The sequence below is a fragment of the Nitrospira sp. genome (assembly GCA_024998565.1).
Taxonomy (GTDB): Bacteria; Nitrospirota; Nitrospiria; order Nitrospirales; family Nitrospiraceae; genus Nitrospira_A.
This window is the reverse complement of the sequence record JACOEM010000012.1, coordinates 58313-74608: the sequence shown is the minus strand read 5'-3', so window position 1 is coordinate 74608 and position 16296 is coordinate 58313. Positions and strand designations below refer to the sequence as shown.

Here is a 16296-nt window from a genome sequence, read left to right as displayed (position 1 = left end):
CCTACGGAGCTTTGATCTTGTCGGATTTCTTGCGGAGTTGATCGACGAGTTCGGGATACGAGGAGGTATGGAGGATCTTTGTGAATTGTCCGCGGTAATTGTTCACCAGACTGACGCCATCAACCACGACATCATACACATGCCAATCGTTGCTCTTGTTCAGCAACCGGTAATCCATGGGGATTTCAGTTTTCCCGGAGAGCACCTTGGTGCGGACTTCCGCATACTCTTTCTCCGTCCGCTCGTTCAAATACTGCACACCCTCGCCGGAATAGGTCTCCACACGATCCGCGTACGTATTGGTCAAGAGCGTCCGGAACAAATCGACGAACTCCTGCTTGTCCTTGTCGGACAATTGATTCCACTGCGCACCCAACGAGCGCCGGGACATCTCCGGATAGTCGAACCGCTGGGCTACCACTTTTTCCAGGCGCTGCCGCCGGTCCTCCAGGCGGGCCGGGGCTTTCAATTCTTTATCGTTCAGGATCCTGAGCACCTCGTCGATGGTGCCCTTGATCGAATCAGTCGCCGGTCCGGCCATGGCGGACGAAAGCCCGCCCACCACTATCTGCAGGGCCAGCACGACCCCGATCATCATCCAACGGCTTGTCTGCATTCCAACACCTCTCCTTTGAGTGGTGAGTTTCGTCCCCCACCGGCCTGGCTTGTTCACGTCCGTTACCTGGTGACTGAAACCGATCAGGTTAGTTGACCTTCCCGTGTACATACTGGCTGACCAATTCTTCGAGATCAAGTCCGGACTCGGTATCGCGAATCTTGTCGCCGGGTTTGAGCTGGTCTCCGCCACCGCCCACCGAGAGGGCCAGATACTTGTCCCCGATAATCCCGCGAGTCTTGATCGAGGCGATCGTATCGGAATACAACTTCACGCCGTCTTGAATGGCCAATGCCACCAGGGCACGGTCGCTGCTCAGGCCGATATGCCGGACACGTCCCACCTCGACACCGGCGATTTCGACCGACGCCCCAGGCTTGAGTCCCGACGCAGACGTAAACTCCGCCTCGACCGGGTAATTGTGCCCGCCGATGACTTCCAGTTTTCCCAACTTGATGGACAGGTAACCTAGGCAGGCGATCCCGACGAGCACAAAGATTCCCACCATCAATTCCAGCTTTGCGCGTTCCATAACGTCTCCTAATCAGAGGGATGCAGTCGGCAGCCCCTTCGGCGTGACGGTCCCGGCGACAAAAATAAACTCCCGAATCTCTTCGTCCGTTGTCTTCACAAACTCGTTCGAAGGCGCCATTTCGGCGATCCGGCCGTTCTTGAGCATCGCCACATAATCGGAAATCCCGAAAATTTCCGGAATCTCGTGACTGACCATGACGGCGGTAAACTTGAATTGCTGCTGCATCGCCACGATCAGATCATGAATGGCTTTCGCCATCAACGGATCGAGCCCCGTCGTCGGCTCGTCGAACAGAATGATCTCGGGCTCCATGACCAGGGCGCGCGCCAACCCGGCGCGTTTGCGCATGCCGCCGCTCAGTTCGGCGGGAAACTTATGGCCCATGCCCTTCAGCCCCACCTGCTCCAGTTTCTCCTCGACCCTCCGGGTGACGATCTCGCCCTTCAGGCGAAGTTTCTCGCGCAGGGGGAAGGCGACATTCTCAAATACCGTCATCGAGTCGAACAGGGCCGCACCCTGGAACAACATGGCGAACTTCTTGCGCACCTCATTGAGCGCCTGCCCCTTGAGTCGCGCAATGTTCGTCCCGTCGATCCAGACCTCACCCCGATCCGGCTGCATGAGGCCAATGATATGCTTCAACAGCACGCTCTTGCCTTCGCCGCTTCGCCCGATGATCGTGGTCAACTTTCCAGTAGGAATGGTCAGGTCCACGCCCCGCAACACCGGCTGCTTGCCCAAAGTCTTTTCAACGCCGACCAGTTTAATCATGGAGCCTCGTGAGCGCAAAATGCGTACCCTACGGTCGCATTTCCATCCTCCTCGTACGTTTCACGTCTCACGCTTGAGCCTTCACGACGTTACAGCAGCACCGACGTCAAAAAATAATCCCACACCAGAATCAAGACCGCCGAAAGCACCACGGCTTCGGTCGTCGCGGTCCCCAACCCCTCGGCGCTATGCCTGGTGTGAAAGCCTTTGTAACAACAGACCCAACTGATCAGCAGGCCGAAGCTGATGGATTTCAAAATGCCTCCGTAGACATCCTTCCACTCGACGGCCGACTCAATCGAACTCCAGTAGGCGCCTTCATTCCCGTTCAACAATTGCACGCCGACGACGTACCCCCCGTAAATCCCGACGACGTCAAAGAGCGCGACCAGCAGCGGTACGGCGATGAGACTGGCGACGAGTTTAGGCCCAATCAAGTATTGCAGTGGATTGATGGCCATCGTGTCCAGGGCATCGATCTGTTCCGTAATCCGCATGATGCCGATTTCCGCGGTCATGGCGGATCCGGCCCGGGCCGTCACCATCAACGCCGCCAGAACAGGCCCCAGTTCCCGGATGATGCTGAGCGCCACGGCAGAACCGAGCACGGCTTCAGAGCCGAACTTTCGTAGCGTGTAATGTCCCTGCAGCGCCAGGACCATGCCGGTAAAGACGGCCGTAAGGACGACGACAAAGGTTGACTTATAGCCGATGAAATTGAGCTGCTTGACGATTTGGTAGACCCGGAACGGCGGACGCGTCAGCCAGGCAAAGGAGGAGAGGACGAACAACATCATCCGTCCCATCTGCTCTGTCAGATCGATCGTATACCGTCCGATACGAGCAATACCTTCCATGCCACGCTCTCCTCTCGTCCACTTACCCGACACTCAGCCGTCGAAACACGTTGGGCCCAGTCAGGCCAGACCTTCGCGCAACGCCTTTTCGGCGCAGGCTCTGAATACCGCCGTTAATTGTGTCCCGGCGACGCGGCTTTGCACACGAAGTCGATTAAGCCCGATCAGACTCGTCGGATGAGCCAGACAAGCGGCGACACCCTTCACCCACCCAGATGGCCTGAGAAACAGATTGAAGTCAAGCGGAAGGCTTTCATCGACAAGATCCGAGGTCGTACGTACGATGACAAATGGAATCTTGCGCTCCGAGGCCACGGACCCCAGCGCCGCACTTTCCATGTCGAGTCCGATCCCTCCCGCTCGACGCGCGATCTCCTGTTTCTCTTCCGCCCGACAGAGGACCCGTGGCACCGAAACAAACCGCCCGGCCTGCACCGGCAGACGCTGTTGCTGCACGGCCTGTCGCACCCACTCGACTCCCGCCGCAGCACAGGGAACGGACCGCCCGTCCTCCGCGCCACCCTCCATGATCACGTGGGTTCCGACCAACACCTCGCCGATAACGGCCTGCCCCAAGGCACAGGCAAACCCCGTCGACCATACCGCGGCAAATGACTGTTCCCCGAACACCCTTTTGCCGGTTGCAGTGGCCCGCTCGGGACCGACCCCCATCGGAATGATCCACCACTCGACCTGGCCCTGCCGCGCGACGATGCAACGAATCCCTCCGAGGACCCGCACTTCGCTCGCGGCAAACGCCTGGCGCACGGCAGCCAACTCCCATCGGGTTGCCACGAAGACGCCGATCGCGGTCACAATGACTCCCGAGGGACAATGACAGGAAAAATTGAACTCGATGAACATCCACGGTCAGCGTGGCGACCGGAACTGTCCTGATTGATAGGCCTGCAGACGCAATTCATCGGCCCTCGTCGTTCCACGAGTTTTGAGATTGCGGTACATGGCCAGCGCCCAGAGGGGGAAGTATTGGCAATACCAATGATAACGAAGGTAAAACACGCGAGGGAAACCAGTTCCGGTATGGCGCACCTCTTCCCATGACCCATCCTTCCGCTGATTCCGAATGAGGTAATGGATCCCCCTGGCCAGGCTGAAAGAGTCCGTCACTCCGCCTGCCATCAGGGCCAACAACGCCCAGGCTGTTTGCGACGGCGTGCTGTCACCGCGACCGCTCTGCGAGACATCTCCATACGAGAGGCAGGACTCACCCCACCCGCCATCGGGGTTTTGCTTGGACTCGACCCAAGTGACCGCGCGACGGATATAGGGCGACGAGAGATCCTCCCCGATCGCTCGCAGGCCGGATAGGACCGACCAGGTACCGTAAATGTAGTTCACACCCCAGCGACCATACCAGCTGCCGTCCTGCTCCTGATCGTTTTTCACAAACGTGAGCGCGGACGCCACGGCGGGATGGGTCCAGTCGTATCCCAGCGTCGCGAGCATCTCCAGGCAACGTCCCGCCAGGTCGGCCGTGCTCGGATCGAGCAGGGCCCGATGATCCGCGAACGGGATGTAGTTGAAGACGATCCGATTGTTGTCGACGTCGTAGGCGCCCCATCCCCCATCAGATCCCTGCATGGCGGTCACCCAGCGGCAACCGCGACGAATCGCCAGACGTTGCTGCGCCTCGTCGGACAGATGCACTTTCGCCAGGGCCATCAAGACCACCGCGGAATCGTCCACATCGGGGAACAGTTCATTCTCGAATTGAAAATACCACCCGCCCGGTTCGGCACCGGGAGACGAAATAATCCAATCGCCGACGGTCTTCGTCTGTTTTGACAATAACCACGTCGAAGCCTTCTGCAGCGCCGGATGATCCTGCGGCATGCCGGCCTCGATCAGAGCATTGATGAGCAAAGCCGTGTCCCAGATCGGGGAGTGGCAGGGCTGCAAATGCATCGCATCGACGCATTGACCGTTGTCCTGCACCGTGTCGTGTACTTCCAGTTCTTCGATCTCCCGCATGGCCTTCACCAGAAGGGGATCATCGTTCTTGTATCCGAGGCAATGAAGCGCCATCACGGAGTTGGCCATGGCAGGATAAATCGCACCGAGGCCTCCGCTGCCCTTCATGTGGTCGAGCATCCAATGCTCTGCGCACTTGAGCGCCTTCTGCCGAACCCACTCAACCGGCGAACGATCATAGATCTTGAGGAGCGCGTCGAGATTGATGAAAAAGTTTCGGGCGGTAAACCACGTCCGGTCCTTCTTAAACGGAGGCACCGTGCCATAGTCAATCTGCGCCGGGGGCTCCGTGTACAACTCGTCAATGCCCTGCTCCGGCGGCACATAACACTGCGGTCGTTTCGCGAAAATGATCAAGAGTGGAATCAGCACCGCGCGAGACCAGTAGGAAATGGCGTAGATGCTGAAATAGAACCGCTTCGGCAACAGCATGATTTCGGGAGGCATGCTGGGGACGCCCCGCCAATCGTACTGCCCGAAGAGAGCCAGGGCGATTTTCGTGAAGACGTTGGCCGCCACCACCCCGCCCTTGTCGAGGATGCAGGTTCTGGCATTCACCATGAACGGCTCATCCGCGGACACGCCGGAAAGCTTCAAGGCAAAGTAGGCCTTGACCGAAGCGCTGATATCCGCAGGTCCCCCGTGGTAAATCGGCCAGCCTCCGCAGGGAAGCTGCGCGGATTTCAAATAGCGGATCACCTTGCGCTCGCGCTCGGGATCGACGCAATTCATGAACCGGCGCAACATCAAGTATTCAGAGCTTAGCGTCGTATCGGCTTCCAGCTCAGCAACCCAGTATCCTTCAGACGCATCCTGCCTCGCCAGAAACCAGGCCTGACTTTTCCGGAGCGCTTCTTCCAAGGCTTCCAGTTGGCCGATCGAATGGGAAGGAGCCCGTTTCGCCGCACTGTCCCCGACCGGAGCGTCAGGTTTGTTGGAGACCAGTCTCAATACCGGAGCGGAGGCGAAGTCACGCGCCGCCCTGATTCGACTGGGCACCGACACCAACAGGCTATCGGACAAACGATTGAACAGGTTCTTGAGAAGTCGCATAACGTGATGCCGTGAATCTGAAAAAGACGGCGGGATTGATAGTCGAGACGGTTCCATCGATCAGGCAGCGATCACATGAAACCGCACAGTACCAGTTATAACCATTAGCAGAACTGTATAACAAACTGTTTCTGGGCAGTCAAGGGAAGCGCCCCCCTCAGGGCGCCGCACAGTCCCGCCGAAACAGCCCCCTACGTACTCATGCCCGCCGGGACTAGGCCGGCTGGAGATCACCAAGCTTGACCGAGATCAACGTCGACACCCCCGGCTCTTCCATTGTCACCCCGAACAACGAGTCCGCCATCGCCATCGTCCGCTTATTGTGCGTGATGACCATGAACTGGGCGGTCGACGACAGGCTGCGCAACACGCTCGTGAAGCGCCCGATATTTTCTTCGTCGAGCGGCGCGTCGATTTCGTCCAGGATACAGAACGGCGTCGGGCGGATCAGGAAGCTGGCGATGAGCAGCGCCATCGCGGTCAGCGTCTTCTCTCCGCCGGACAACATGGTAATGCTCTTCAAGCGTTTCCCCGGCGGCTGGGCCACGATCTCCACACCGGGCTCGCGCGCACCATTGTCCTCCACCCCTTCTTCCAGCGGCTCCTCGACCAATTGCAACTCGGCGCGGCCACCGGGGAAGAACTGGGAAAAGACGTCCCGGAATTTCTGTTGCAACTCGTTGAACGTCTCCACGAACATGTCCTTCGTCGTCCGGTTGATCCGCTGAATGATTTCCTTGAGGGAGGCGATGGACGTGGAGAGGTCCTGCTCCTGGGTCGTCAGGAACTGATACCGCTCTTCCAGCTCACGATGCTCGTCGATGGCCGCCAGATTGATGGCACCCATCCGGTCCAGCCGTTCACGGATTTTTTGAATCTGCTCCCGCAATTGCGGTGTTTCAAGCATCGAGACCGGGGCCGGAGGCTCTTCACCCTCCGGGACCGGCTGATCACCTGCCGGTGACATCAGTAGCGTAGCCGGATCGATTTGATAGGTACCGGCGAGCGTACTCTCAATCGTGGAGAGATGCGCCTTCACCTCTGCCTTTCGCACTTCCGCCCTCATCCGCCGATCGTGCAAGGCGGAGAGACTCTGCCGCACCTGGCTGAGGGTTTCCTCCACCGCATGCAACCCGGCCATTTCCTGCGCCTGCCGCTCTTGGGCCGCCACTAACTCCGCTTTGATTCCGTCCACCTCTGCGCCCAATTCGCGGCACAATGCTTCCTGCCTGGTCTGCTCTTCGCGGCTATTTTCCGTCGCTTCAACCAACCCGGCCACCTGCTCTTCCAAATCAGTCGCCCGGCGTTGCGCGGCATCCAGGCGCTGTGTAAATCGTGCGATGTCGTTCGTGGCATGCTCCCGGCGCCCGCGCATGCTCTCCAGCGACAACCGGACTTCGGTCAATCGTTGCTGGATCGCAAGGCTTTGGCTTTCGATCACCACCAGCCGTTCTCGCACTTGCAACAACCCGCTTTCCTGCCCGGCCTTTTCCGCCACCCATTGCCCCAACTGCGCCTGGCTGGACTGAAACTGTTCTTGAAGCCGCGCCTGCTCGGCCAGGCTCCGCTGCTGTTCCTCTGCCAATACATCCATCCGCCGGTGCAATTCCCCGCGCTGGCGTTCCACGCCTGCATCGTCTTTCTGCAGCGACAGCTCCAGCATCTCCGCTTCGCGGATGGCCCGGCCAAGGCGCTGTTCATCTTCACGTCCGAGCCCCAACTCAGCCGCTGCCTCTTCCCGCGCGGCCCTGGCCAGCTCCAGCGCCTGCACCGCCTCGGTCCGTCGCGCCTCCAACTCCAATACTTCACGCCGACGCTGCAACAGTCCGGCACCGGCACTGCTGCCGCCCCCGGTCATCACACCGGCGGCGTCCAGCGTTTCACCGGATAACGTGACGTAGGTTGGACCGGCGGGGGCCGCCCATTGGTGTTGCTGCCAGAGCTGCAGCGCCACGTCCAACGACTCCACAAACACAATCCCCTCGAACAAATAGCTCAATGTCGCGGCAGAGGCGCCTTCCGCACGGATCAAATCCGTCGCGCGCCCCACCACACCAGGCTGTCCGGTCAGCGTCGGCCACCACGAGGCCGATGAATCAAGCGCCGCCTGCTCGGGAGCCCATCGCAATTGCTGCGGAAGAAACGCTCCGCGCCCCAGTTCTTTGCCCTTTAGAAACTCCACCGCACGACAGGCCGCCGACGGTTCATCCACCAGCCAGCCGCGCACACGTTCCCCGAGAATCGTCTCTACAGCCCGATCCAGCCCCGGCGGAATCACGAGCCACTCGGCAAGTGCTTCGCGCACGCCGTCGCACGTTTTCAACGCCGTGCCTTCCTCCTCACCTTCCCGCCCATATCCCATTTCCTCGCGCACGACACCCTGCAAGGCACCGAGGCGCGATTCCACACCGGCAACATCTTCGGAAAACTTCACGATATCCCGATCCAGCCCGGTGATCTGCCCGCCCAAGCCTTCGATCCGCTCGATCGCCGCCTGCCGTTCGGCCATGAGTTCTTGAATGCGCCCGCTGGCCTCTTCGCGTTGCGCGGCCAGCAAGTCGCGCTGCTGATCCAACCCGGCCACCTGCGCCGTCAGTTGTTCCTGCTCGCGCGAGACCCGCTCCGCCCGGGCGGCGGTTTCCTGCTGACGGGCCGTCAGCTGCGTCAGACTCTGCTCTGTGTTGGCCACGAGGACGGCCAGGTTCAACACATCTTTCCGCGCACGCTCTTCCTCCGCCACCGCAGACGCGCGATGGCCGGCCAACGACTTTGCCTCGACATCCGCCTGTTGGAATTGCGCCTCCTGTTCGACGATGTCTCCTTCCAGCTGAAGCAACATCGCCCGAAGGGTCTCGATTTCCGACTGCGCCTGCTCCTGATCCGCCGCCAGCCGCTCCTTTTCCTGCGCAGCCTGCATGCGTTGACGTTCAAACAATTCCGTGCGGTTCCGTTCGACCTCCGCCGCCGTCAACGCTTGCGACTGCCGCTGTTCCGTGCCGGCCAACGTGTCACGCACGCGGGAAATGGCCTCCGCCGCGTCGTTCATACGCAGCCTGATCGTTTCCTGGTCCGAGTCGAGGCGGGCCTGTTCGGCCACCTGCTCCGCTTCCTGCGCTTCCACCTCGCGCGCTTCGTGATCGACGGACTCCAGGTCGGCATGCATGGTGCGATAGTCGCGGGACAGGAGTTCGATTTCCAGGCCGCGGGCCTCCTGCTGCAAGGTCTGGTACGAACGCGCCTGGCGAGCCTGCCGCTCCAGCGAATTCAGCTGCTTTTTGACCTCGGCCACAATGTCCCGGACACGCACCAGATTCTGCTGCGTCGCCTCAAGTTTGCGGAGAGCTTCGGCCTTTTGTTTTTTGTAGCGGACAATACCGGCGGTTTCCTCGATCAGCTCACGGCGATCCTGCGGCGAGGCCTGCAGGATCTGCTCAATCCGCCCCTGCTCGATGACGGTATGGCCCTTGGACCCCGCCCTGGTTTCAATCAGCACGTTTCGAATGTCTTTGAGCCGGCAGGGGGTCTTATTGATGAGATACTCGCTGTCCCCGTTTCGATACAGGCGGCGGGTGATCATCAGTTCCTGATATTCACTCAGCTCGCTTGGTAGCCCGGAAATCGCATCCAGCCGTAATTCTCCCAGCCCGCCGATCACCAGCGACACCTCCACCAGCCCTAACGGTTTGCGAACCTCGGTGCCGTTAAAGATGACGTCTTCCATCTTCTCGCTTCGAAGCGTCTTCGTACTTTGCTCACCCAATACCCAGAGGATGGAGTCCACGACATTACTTTTGCCGCTCCCGTTCGGACCCACGATGGCCGTGATGCCTTTCGGAAATTGGATCTTCGCCTCCGCGAACGACTTGAAGCCGAGCATTTCCAATGACTTCAGATACACCGGCGACCTCCAGAGCAAGAAGGTTGAGATGGGACGGATTGTGAGGAATAAAACGAAAATCTTCTATCACAGCGATAGAATCAATGCAAAGAAAAACACCTGATATGGGGGAATAATGACGCCACTCCCCCAACATATGGAGGAGTGGCGAAAACGGTATGGAAGAAGAACGGACGGCAGCCGGCGACGTTAATTCGCCGAGGCCGACGCGCGCGACGCCGATTCGATCGTGACCAGTTCTTTGGGAAGGAGAAACTCCACATCTTCTTCGATGACCGTGAGTTCCTCGACCTCTTCCGAAGAGCCAAGGCGCTTCAGGTAGGCCACCACTTCGGTGACCAGGACTTCGGGAGCCGAAGCCCCGGCGGACAGTCCCACACTCTTGGCATCTTTCAGCCAATCGGGATTAATGTCCGACGCCGCATCGATGAGGTAGGAGGGAATGCCGCAATGCTCGCCCAATTCGCGAAGCCGATTCGAATTCGAGCTGTTCGGTGATCCGATCACGAGAATCACATCGACCAGCTTCGACAACGACTTGACCGCATTCTGGCGGTTCTGGGTGGCATAACAGATATCTTCCTGGTGCGGCCCCTTGATATTGGGGAACCGCCGGTGCAACGCCTCGACAATGTCCCGACATTCATCGACACTCAGCGTGGTCTGGGTCACATAGGAGAGATTCTGCGTCTTCTCGACATGGAGGCTCTCCACGTCCTTGACCGAGGACACCAGGTGGAACTTATCCGGGATCTGGCCCAAGGTCCCGATCACTTCCGGGTGTCCCGCATGGCCGATGAGGATCAATTCGTACCCTTGCGTATAGTCCCGGTTCACTTCGTTATGCACCTTGATCACCAGCGGACAGGTGGCATCGATCACGTGCAGGCGGCGGCTCTGCGCCTCCTCCCACACCGATTTCGCCACACCGTGGGCACTGAAGATCACGACCGATCCTTCGGGCACTTCGTTCAGCTCTTCCACAAACACGGCGCCCTTATGCCGGAGCGAATTCACGACGTGCCGGCTGTGGACGATCTCATGGCGCACATAAATCGGCGCGCCGTATTTTTTGAGCGACAAATCGACGATGTCTATGGCGCGGTCGACACCCGCGCAGAATCCACGAGGATTGGCTAAATAAATCTTCATCTGCTGATTCCCTCTCACGCTCATGAAGGGCCGCCCGGCCTGCCGGGAAAAGCGCGTAGTCTCACTGAACGGTCACCTTACGTCAGACCCGCCCTTGTCGTCAACCGGATCATCGGCCTCGTTCCACCGCAAAAGCAGTTGAGGCCGTGGAACCGTTGTGGGAGAATCCCGCCATGCCTCCCCCCGCAACCACACATAAAAAAATTCTGATCGTCGAGGACGAGAAGGATATTCTCCAACTCGTCAAGCTCTATCTGGAGAAGGAAGGGTTCCGCACCGTCTCCGCCATGACCGGCACAGAAGGACTCCGCCAGGTCAAAGCCGAGCATCCGGACCTGATCATTCTCGACCTCATGCTGCCTGAGCTGGACGGACTGGAAGTCTGCAAACGAATCCGGCTCAATCAAGAGACCGCCCTGCTTCCCATTCTGATGCTGACCGCCAAGGCGGAGGAATCCGACACCGTCATCGGCCTCGAACTGGGCGCCGACGACTACGTCACCAAACCCTTCAGCCCCAAGGCGCTGGTGGCGCGCGTCAAGGCGCTCCTCCGACGGTTGGAACGGAACGCAAACAGCCCCCAGACACAATATCACTACGGCCCCTTGACCGTAGATCTCTCCCGGCACGAGGTCCGGCTGGATGGGCAGGAAGTCGCGCTCACGGCCAAGGAGTTCGGCCTGCTGGAACACCTGCTGCGCAACATCGGGCGGGTGCTCACTCGCGACGTGCTGCTCAGCGCCGTGTGGGGCTACGACTACTACGGCACCACGCGCACGGTCGATGTCCACGTGCGCCGGCTCAAACAAAAGCTTCCGCTGCTGGACGACGCCATCATTTCGATCAAATCGCTCGGATACAAACTACGCGAATCCGACGTACCAGCATGAACCTCGGCATCCGGTGGAAAGTCGCCCTGGGCACCCTCGCCGCCGTCTTCGTCGGCTTGGCGGTCGCGGGGTGGCTGGTCATCCGCTCGGTGGAACAAACCGAACTCAGCCGCATGGCGGAGACACTGGAGACCAGCAGCGGCTTGGCTGCCATGACCCTCCGGCCGTTGTTCGATCAGTCCGGATCGACCATACCAGGCTCCCTGCTCCACGCCACCGTTCGTGACCTGAGCCAGCAGGCTCACCTCCGCATCACCGTGATCCGACAGGACGGCACCGTCGTCGCCGACAGCGCCGTGCCGACTGAAGGGCTGACTCACGTCGAAAACCATCTCTCGCGGCCGGAAGTCGCGCAGGCCCTAAGATCGGGACGCGGGATGGATATCCGGGCCAGCCAGACCACCGGAGAACGCACGTATTATGTCGCCCGCCTGCTGTCGGCCTCGACGCCGGCGCAGCCCGGCATTCCCGTCATCAGACTCGGGCTTCCGCTGACCTCGATCGATGAGCGCGTGCGGCACATTCAGCAGGACTTAGCGACGGCGTTCGGCGCGGCCTTCCTGCTGGCCATGACCTTGAGCCTCTGGGTGTCGCGCAATCTCACAAAACCGCTCTCAGAGATGGCCGCCGCCGCCCGCCAACTTGCCGGCGGGACGCCCGGTGTCCGACTGGTGGTCTCCTCGACGGACGAAGTCGGCCTGCTCGCGCAGACCCTCAACCAGATGACCGACCAGCTGGAAACCAAAATCAAAGAGGTTTCGGACGACCGCGCGCAACTGTTGGCCATGCTGATCGCCATGGTCGAGGGCGTCATGGTGCTGGATTATCGCGGCACCGTCGTCCAGGTGAATCCGGCGCTGGAACGGATGTTCTCTCTGGAACTGACGGAATCGCGGGGCCGACACTATGCCGAACTCATCCGGCACGAAGGGCTGACCGCCCTGGTCTCCTCCGTGCTGCAGACCCGATCCGGGCAAGGCGGCGAAATTACCCTCTCGCCCAGCGGGCGATGTCTGCGGGTCGAAGCCTCGATCGCCGGAGGCAGCCGCGAGCAGGAAGCCTGCGCCGTGTTCGTCTTCCACGACATCACGGAACTGCGCCGGCTCGAAAAAATCCGGAAAGATTTCGTCGCCAACGTGTCGCACGAACTGCGCACACCGCTGACCTCCATCAAGGGCTATGTCGAGGCGCTGCTGGATGGAGGCAAAGACGAGCCGGCGACGGCAACGGCCTTCCTGGAAATCATCATGCGCCAGAGCAACCGGCTGAATCTGATTCTGGATGACCTGCTGCAGTTGTCGCAAATCGAGTCCGGACAGGTGCTGTTCCGCCGTGAGCCGGTCGATTTGCGCGCGTTACTGGAACGCACCGTGGCAGTGATCAAACCCCTGGCGGACAAGAAACATCACACGATCGAGTTGTCGCTCCCGGACGAATATTGGGTGGTCGAGGGTGACGAGGAACGGCTGGTACAGGTCTTCATCAACCTGCTCGAAAACGCGGTGAAATACACCCCGGATCAGGGACGGATCTCCATGGCCATCCGCAACGCCACACACATGCGGGCAGCTTCACCCCGCCCGATGATCGAGATCGTCGTGGCCGACTCAGGAATCGGCATCCCTGAAGCAGACCGGCCGCGTGTCTTCGAGCGATTCTACCGGGTCGATAAAGCCCGCTCGCGCGAGCTCGGCGGGACCGGGCTGGGGCTCGCCATCGTGAAACATATCGTGGAGGCCCATAGCGGGCAGGTCTGGGTGGAAGGCAATACGCCCAGGGGGAGTCGATTCGTGGTCCACCTCCCCGTCGCGCAGGACTCGTCTACTGCAGTTTCGACAGAAACAGGTAGCAGATAGTCGACAGTAGCGCAGCCCCCGGCAAGGTGAAGAGCCACGCCGACAGGATTCGTCTGGTCACGCCCCAACGTACCGCCGAGAGCCGCTTGACCGCCCCGACACCCATGACGGTGGAGGTGATGGTATGGGTCGTGCTGACCGGGAGGCCTATATGAGCGGTCGCCAGCAGCACAATGGCGGCTCCGGTTTCAGCCGCGAAGCCATGGACCGGTTCTAATTTCACGATTCGCATGCCGAGGGTACGGACGATCCGCCACCCGCCGACCGCCGTGCCGAGCCCCATCGCCAGGGCACAAGAGCCGATCACCCAGGTGGGCACCTCCGCAGTCGGAAGCACTCCGGCGGACACCAACGCCAGCGTGATGATGCCCATGGCTTTCTGCGCATCGTTCGCCCCGTGGCTGAATGCCATGAAACTGGCGGAGACCAGCTGCATACGTGAGAACAACCGCAAGGCCAAGGCGCGCGGCACCCGGAAGAACACCCAACTCAGGATCACCATCAGCACCAGCCCGATGGCAAACCCGAAAAACGGCGACAAGACCATCGCCTCCAGCACCGAGCGCAGGCCTGAGAACTTGACGGCCGCCGTGCCTCCGTGGGTCAGCGCGGCACCGACCAGCCCCCCGATCAGTGCATGAGAGGAGCTGGTCGGAAGCCCCAGTAACAGGGTCAGAAAATTCCACACAATCGCCCCGGCCAAGGCCGAGGCCACCACCGCCTGCGTCACCGACTGCGGATCGACGATCCCGGTTCCGACCATCTTGGCGACGGCGGTCGACATGAACGCTCCGGCCACATTGAGCACCCCCGCCACCAGCACCGCCGTGGACGGACTCACCACGCGCGTCGATACCACGGTCGCAATAGCATTGGCGCTGTCGTGCCAGCCGTTGGAAAAATCAAAGAGCAATGCCAGAATCACGACGACCAACAACAACCCGCTCAGTTCAGCCATGAATGCCGCTTCCTACCCTTAGATAATGATCAGGATCGGTGTCGAGGAGAACGCGGAAGGCGCTCACGTATGCTTGAGGGCGATGCGCTCGAGGATGTTGGCGACATCTTCGCACCGATCCGTCCCTGCTTCGAAATTTTCGTAGATCTCTTTCCACTTGATCACGGCGATCGGGTCCGTTTCCTTCTCGAACAGCGAGGAAATGGCATCGCGAGAGATGCGGTCGGCTTCGTTCTCCAGGCTGTTGACCCGTACGCTGCACTCCGTGACTGCCTGGTGGGACTTGCCCAGCAAGTCGACCGTCGCCCCGACTTCCACCGCCGCCTGATACAACACATTCGCCAAGCGGATGGCCGCCTCCGTAGGAGCCGCTACCTTGTAAAGAACAAACCGGTCGGCGATGGCCTCGACGACGTCCAGAATATCGTCCAACGCGCTTGCGAGGTCATGAATATCCTCCCGGTCGATGGGCGTGATGAATGTCTGGTTCAACTTCCTGGCAATCTCATGAGTAATACCGTCTCCGACATGCTCAACGTCCTTGATGCGTTTGGCCTTTTCGACAGGATTCCGGAAATCCTCCGTCATGTCTTTCAGAAGACGGCTCCCCTCGATCATGTTGTGCGCCGCATTCTTGAACAAATCGAAAAACGCTTCTTCCCGAGGAATGAGACCGAACATAACGTCCTTTCTAGCTGCGAGGGGTTACCAGCGCACCACGCCTGTCGCCCAGGTCAAGCCCCCGCCGAATGCGCCCAACAACACCAGATCCCCTGCCGCAAGCCGCTGTGTCCGGACTGCCTGATCCAGCGCGATCGGCAGAGAGGCCGACGATGTATTCCCATATTGTTCAATCACCGAGTAGACCGCCTCCTGCGAGAGGCCGAGACGACGACGTAGCTGCTCTAGAATCCGCGCATTGGCCTGATGGGCAATGACCCTTGTCATATCGCCAGCCGCAAGGCCGAACTCTTTTAAAACATCGATCATTGCCTGCTCCAGGCGACGTACCGCCGATCGAAACACCGCGCGGCCTTGCATGCGCAGCATGTGCTCGCTCGCACGGACGGTGTCCACCCCAATGGGCTTCCGCGATCCTCCGGCGGGAATGGTAATCAGGCCGTGGCCCGACCCGTCGGCATGAAGGCGTACACCAAGAATGCCCGGAGCGTCCGGTTGGGATGAATCCTCCTGCACAACCAGCACCGCACCGGCGCCATCGCCGAACAGCATAGCCGTTTCTCTGTCCCTCGTATCGAGACACCGTGATTTCACCTCGGCGGCAATGACCAGGCACGAGCGAATCTGCCCGCTCCGAATCATGACGTCCGCCATCGATAATCCATAGAGAAACCCTGAGCAGGACGCCGACAGGTCGAACGCCATGATCGGATTCGCGCCCAGCGCACGTTGGACATGGCAGGCCGTCGAGGGAAAGGCGCTGTCAGGAGAGGTCGTTGAAACAAGGATCGCACCGACAGACTGTGGAGTCATCCCCGCCGCCTCGCAGGCTCGCTGCCCGGCGACCACCGCCAAGTCCGAAGACGCCTGGCCCTGCTCTACCCAATGCCTGGTCCGAATCCCGGTCAAGGCGACAATCTGGTCCGGGGCCAAGCCGAGCGGAGCCGCTACCTCCTGGTTGTCTACAACCCGGGAGGGCACATACGAACCGGTTCCGACAATGCGACTGCGCTTCACGGGGTTCCTACTCACTTGTC

Annotated in this window: 13 protein-coding genes; 2 read left to right on the top strand and 11 right to left on the bottom strand. The window is 60.2% G+C overall.

The genetic code is table 11. From position 1 onward, the window contains the following. Window position 1: 1 nt before the first annotated feature. From H8K11_17065 to ispH, 8 genes are all read right to left on the bottom strand, one after another. Window positions 2-616: an ABC transporter substrate-binding protein gene (locus H8K11_17065; GenBank protein ID MCS6265464.1), complete on the bottom strand. Its 615-nt coding sequence runs from the start codon at window positions 614-616 to the stop codon at window positions 2-4. Between the two features lie 88 nt (window positions 617-704). Next, the gene (gene mlaD / locus H8K11_17060) at window positions 705-1148 is read right to left on the bottom strand and encodes an outer membrane lipid asymmetry maintenance protein MlaD (GenBank protein MCS6265463.1); all 444 of its coding nucleotides are present in this window, start codon (window positions 1146-1148) and stop codon (window positions 705-707) included. 12 nt (window positions 1149-1160) lie between these two features. After that, window positions 1161-1922: an ABC transporter ATP-binding protein gene (locus H8K11_17055; protein MCS6265462.1), complete on the bottom strand. Its 762-nt coding sequence runs from the start codon at window positions 1920-1922 to the stop codon at window positions 1161-1163. An 89-nt stretch (window positions 1923-2011) separates the two neighbouring features. After that, window positions 2012-2779 carry an ABC transporter permease gene (locus H8K11_17050; GenBank protein MCS6265461.1) on the bottom strand — a complete coding sequence of 256 codons (768 nt, stop codon included), beginning with the start codon at window positions 2777-2779 and terminating at the stop codon, window positions 2012-2014. A gap of 60 nt (window positions 2780-2839) precedes the next feature. Beyond that, window positions 2840-3595 carry a hypothetical protein gene (locus H8K11_17045; GenBank protein MCS6265460.1) on the bottom strand — a complete coding sequence of 252 codons (756 nt, stop codon included), beginning with the start codon at window positions 3593-3595 and terminating at the stop codon, window positions 2840-2842. 54 nt (window positions 3596-3649) lie between these two features. Beyond that, complete coding sequence (gene shc / locus H8K11_17040; protein ID MCS6265459.1) at window positions 3650-5824, bottom strand: squalene--hopene cyclase; 2175 nt, start codon at window positions 5822-5824, stop codon at window positions 3650-3652. 214 nt (window positions 5825-6038) lie between these two features. Then, window positions 6039-9722 (bottom strand): chromosome segregation protein SMC, encoded by a 3684-nt coding sequence (gene smc / locus H8K11_17035; GenBank protein ID MCS6265458.1) that lies wholly within the window; start codon window positions 9720-9722, stop codon window positions 6039-6041. A gap of 189 nt (window positions 9723-9911) precedes the next feature. Further along, the gene (ispH, locus tag H8K11_17030; protein ID MCS6265457.1) at window positions 9912-10874 is read right to left on the bottom strand and encodes a 4-hydroxy-3-methylbut-2-enyl diphosphate reductase; all 963 of its coding nucleotides are present in this window, start codon (window positions 10872-10874) and stop codon (window positions 9912-9914) included. 173 nt (window positions 10875-11047) lie between these two features. On the opposite strand from ispH, the gene H8K11_17025 reads away from it, so the two are divergent. Together H8K11_17025 and H8K11_17020 are read left to right on the top strand one after the other, a co-directional pair. Next, complete coding sequence (locus tag H8K11_17025) at window positions 11048-11764, top strand: response regulator transcription factor (protein ID MCS6265456.1); 717 nt, start codon at window positions 11048-11050, stop codon at window positions 11762-11764. Continuing rightward, window positions 11761-13620 (top strand): HAMP domain-containing protein, encoded by a 1860-nt coding sequence (locus H8K11_17020; protein ID MCS6265455.1) that lies wholly within the window; start codon window positions 11761-11763, stop codon window positions 13618-13620. Before H8K11_17025 ends, H8K11_17020 begins: the two co-directional genes overlap by 4 nt. Here the strand turns inward: H8K11_17020 and H8K11_17015 are convergent. The 3 genes from H8K11_17015 to H8K11_17005 all read right to left on the bottom strand — a co-directional run bounded on the left by H8K11_17015 (window position 13586) and on the right by H8K11_17005 (window position 16276). Then, window positions 13586-14578, bottom strand: coding sequence for an inorganic phosphate transporter (locus H8K11_17015; protein MCS6265454.1), 993 nt, complete (start codon window positions 14576-14578; stop codon window positions 13586-13588). The two genes, H8K11_17020 and H8K11_17015, sit on opposite strands and share 35 nt — an antisense overlap. Window positions 14579-14641: 63 nt before the next feature. Then, window positions 14642-15259: a DUF47 domain-containing protein gene (locus tag H8K11_17010; GenBank protein ID MCS6265453.1), complete on the bottom strand. Its 618-nt coding sequence runs from the start codon at window positions 15257-15259 to the stop codon at window positions 14642-14644. 24 nt (window positions 15260-15283) lie between these two features. After that, window positions 15284-16276, bottom strand: a complete 993-nt coding sequence (locus H8K11_17005) for a ketoacyl-ACP synthase III (protein MCS6265452.1) — start codon at window positions 16274-16276, stop codon at window positions 15284-15286. Window positions 16277-16296 lie beyond the last annotated feature (20 nt).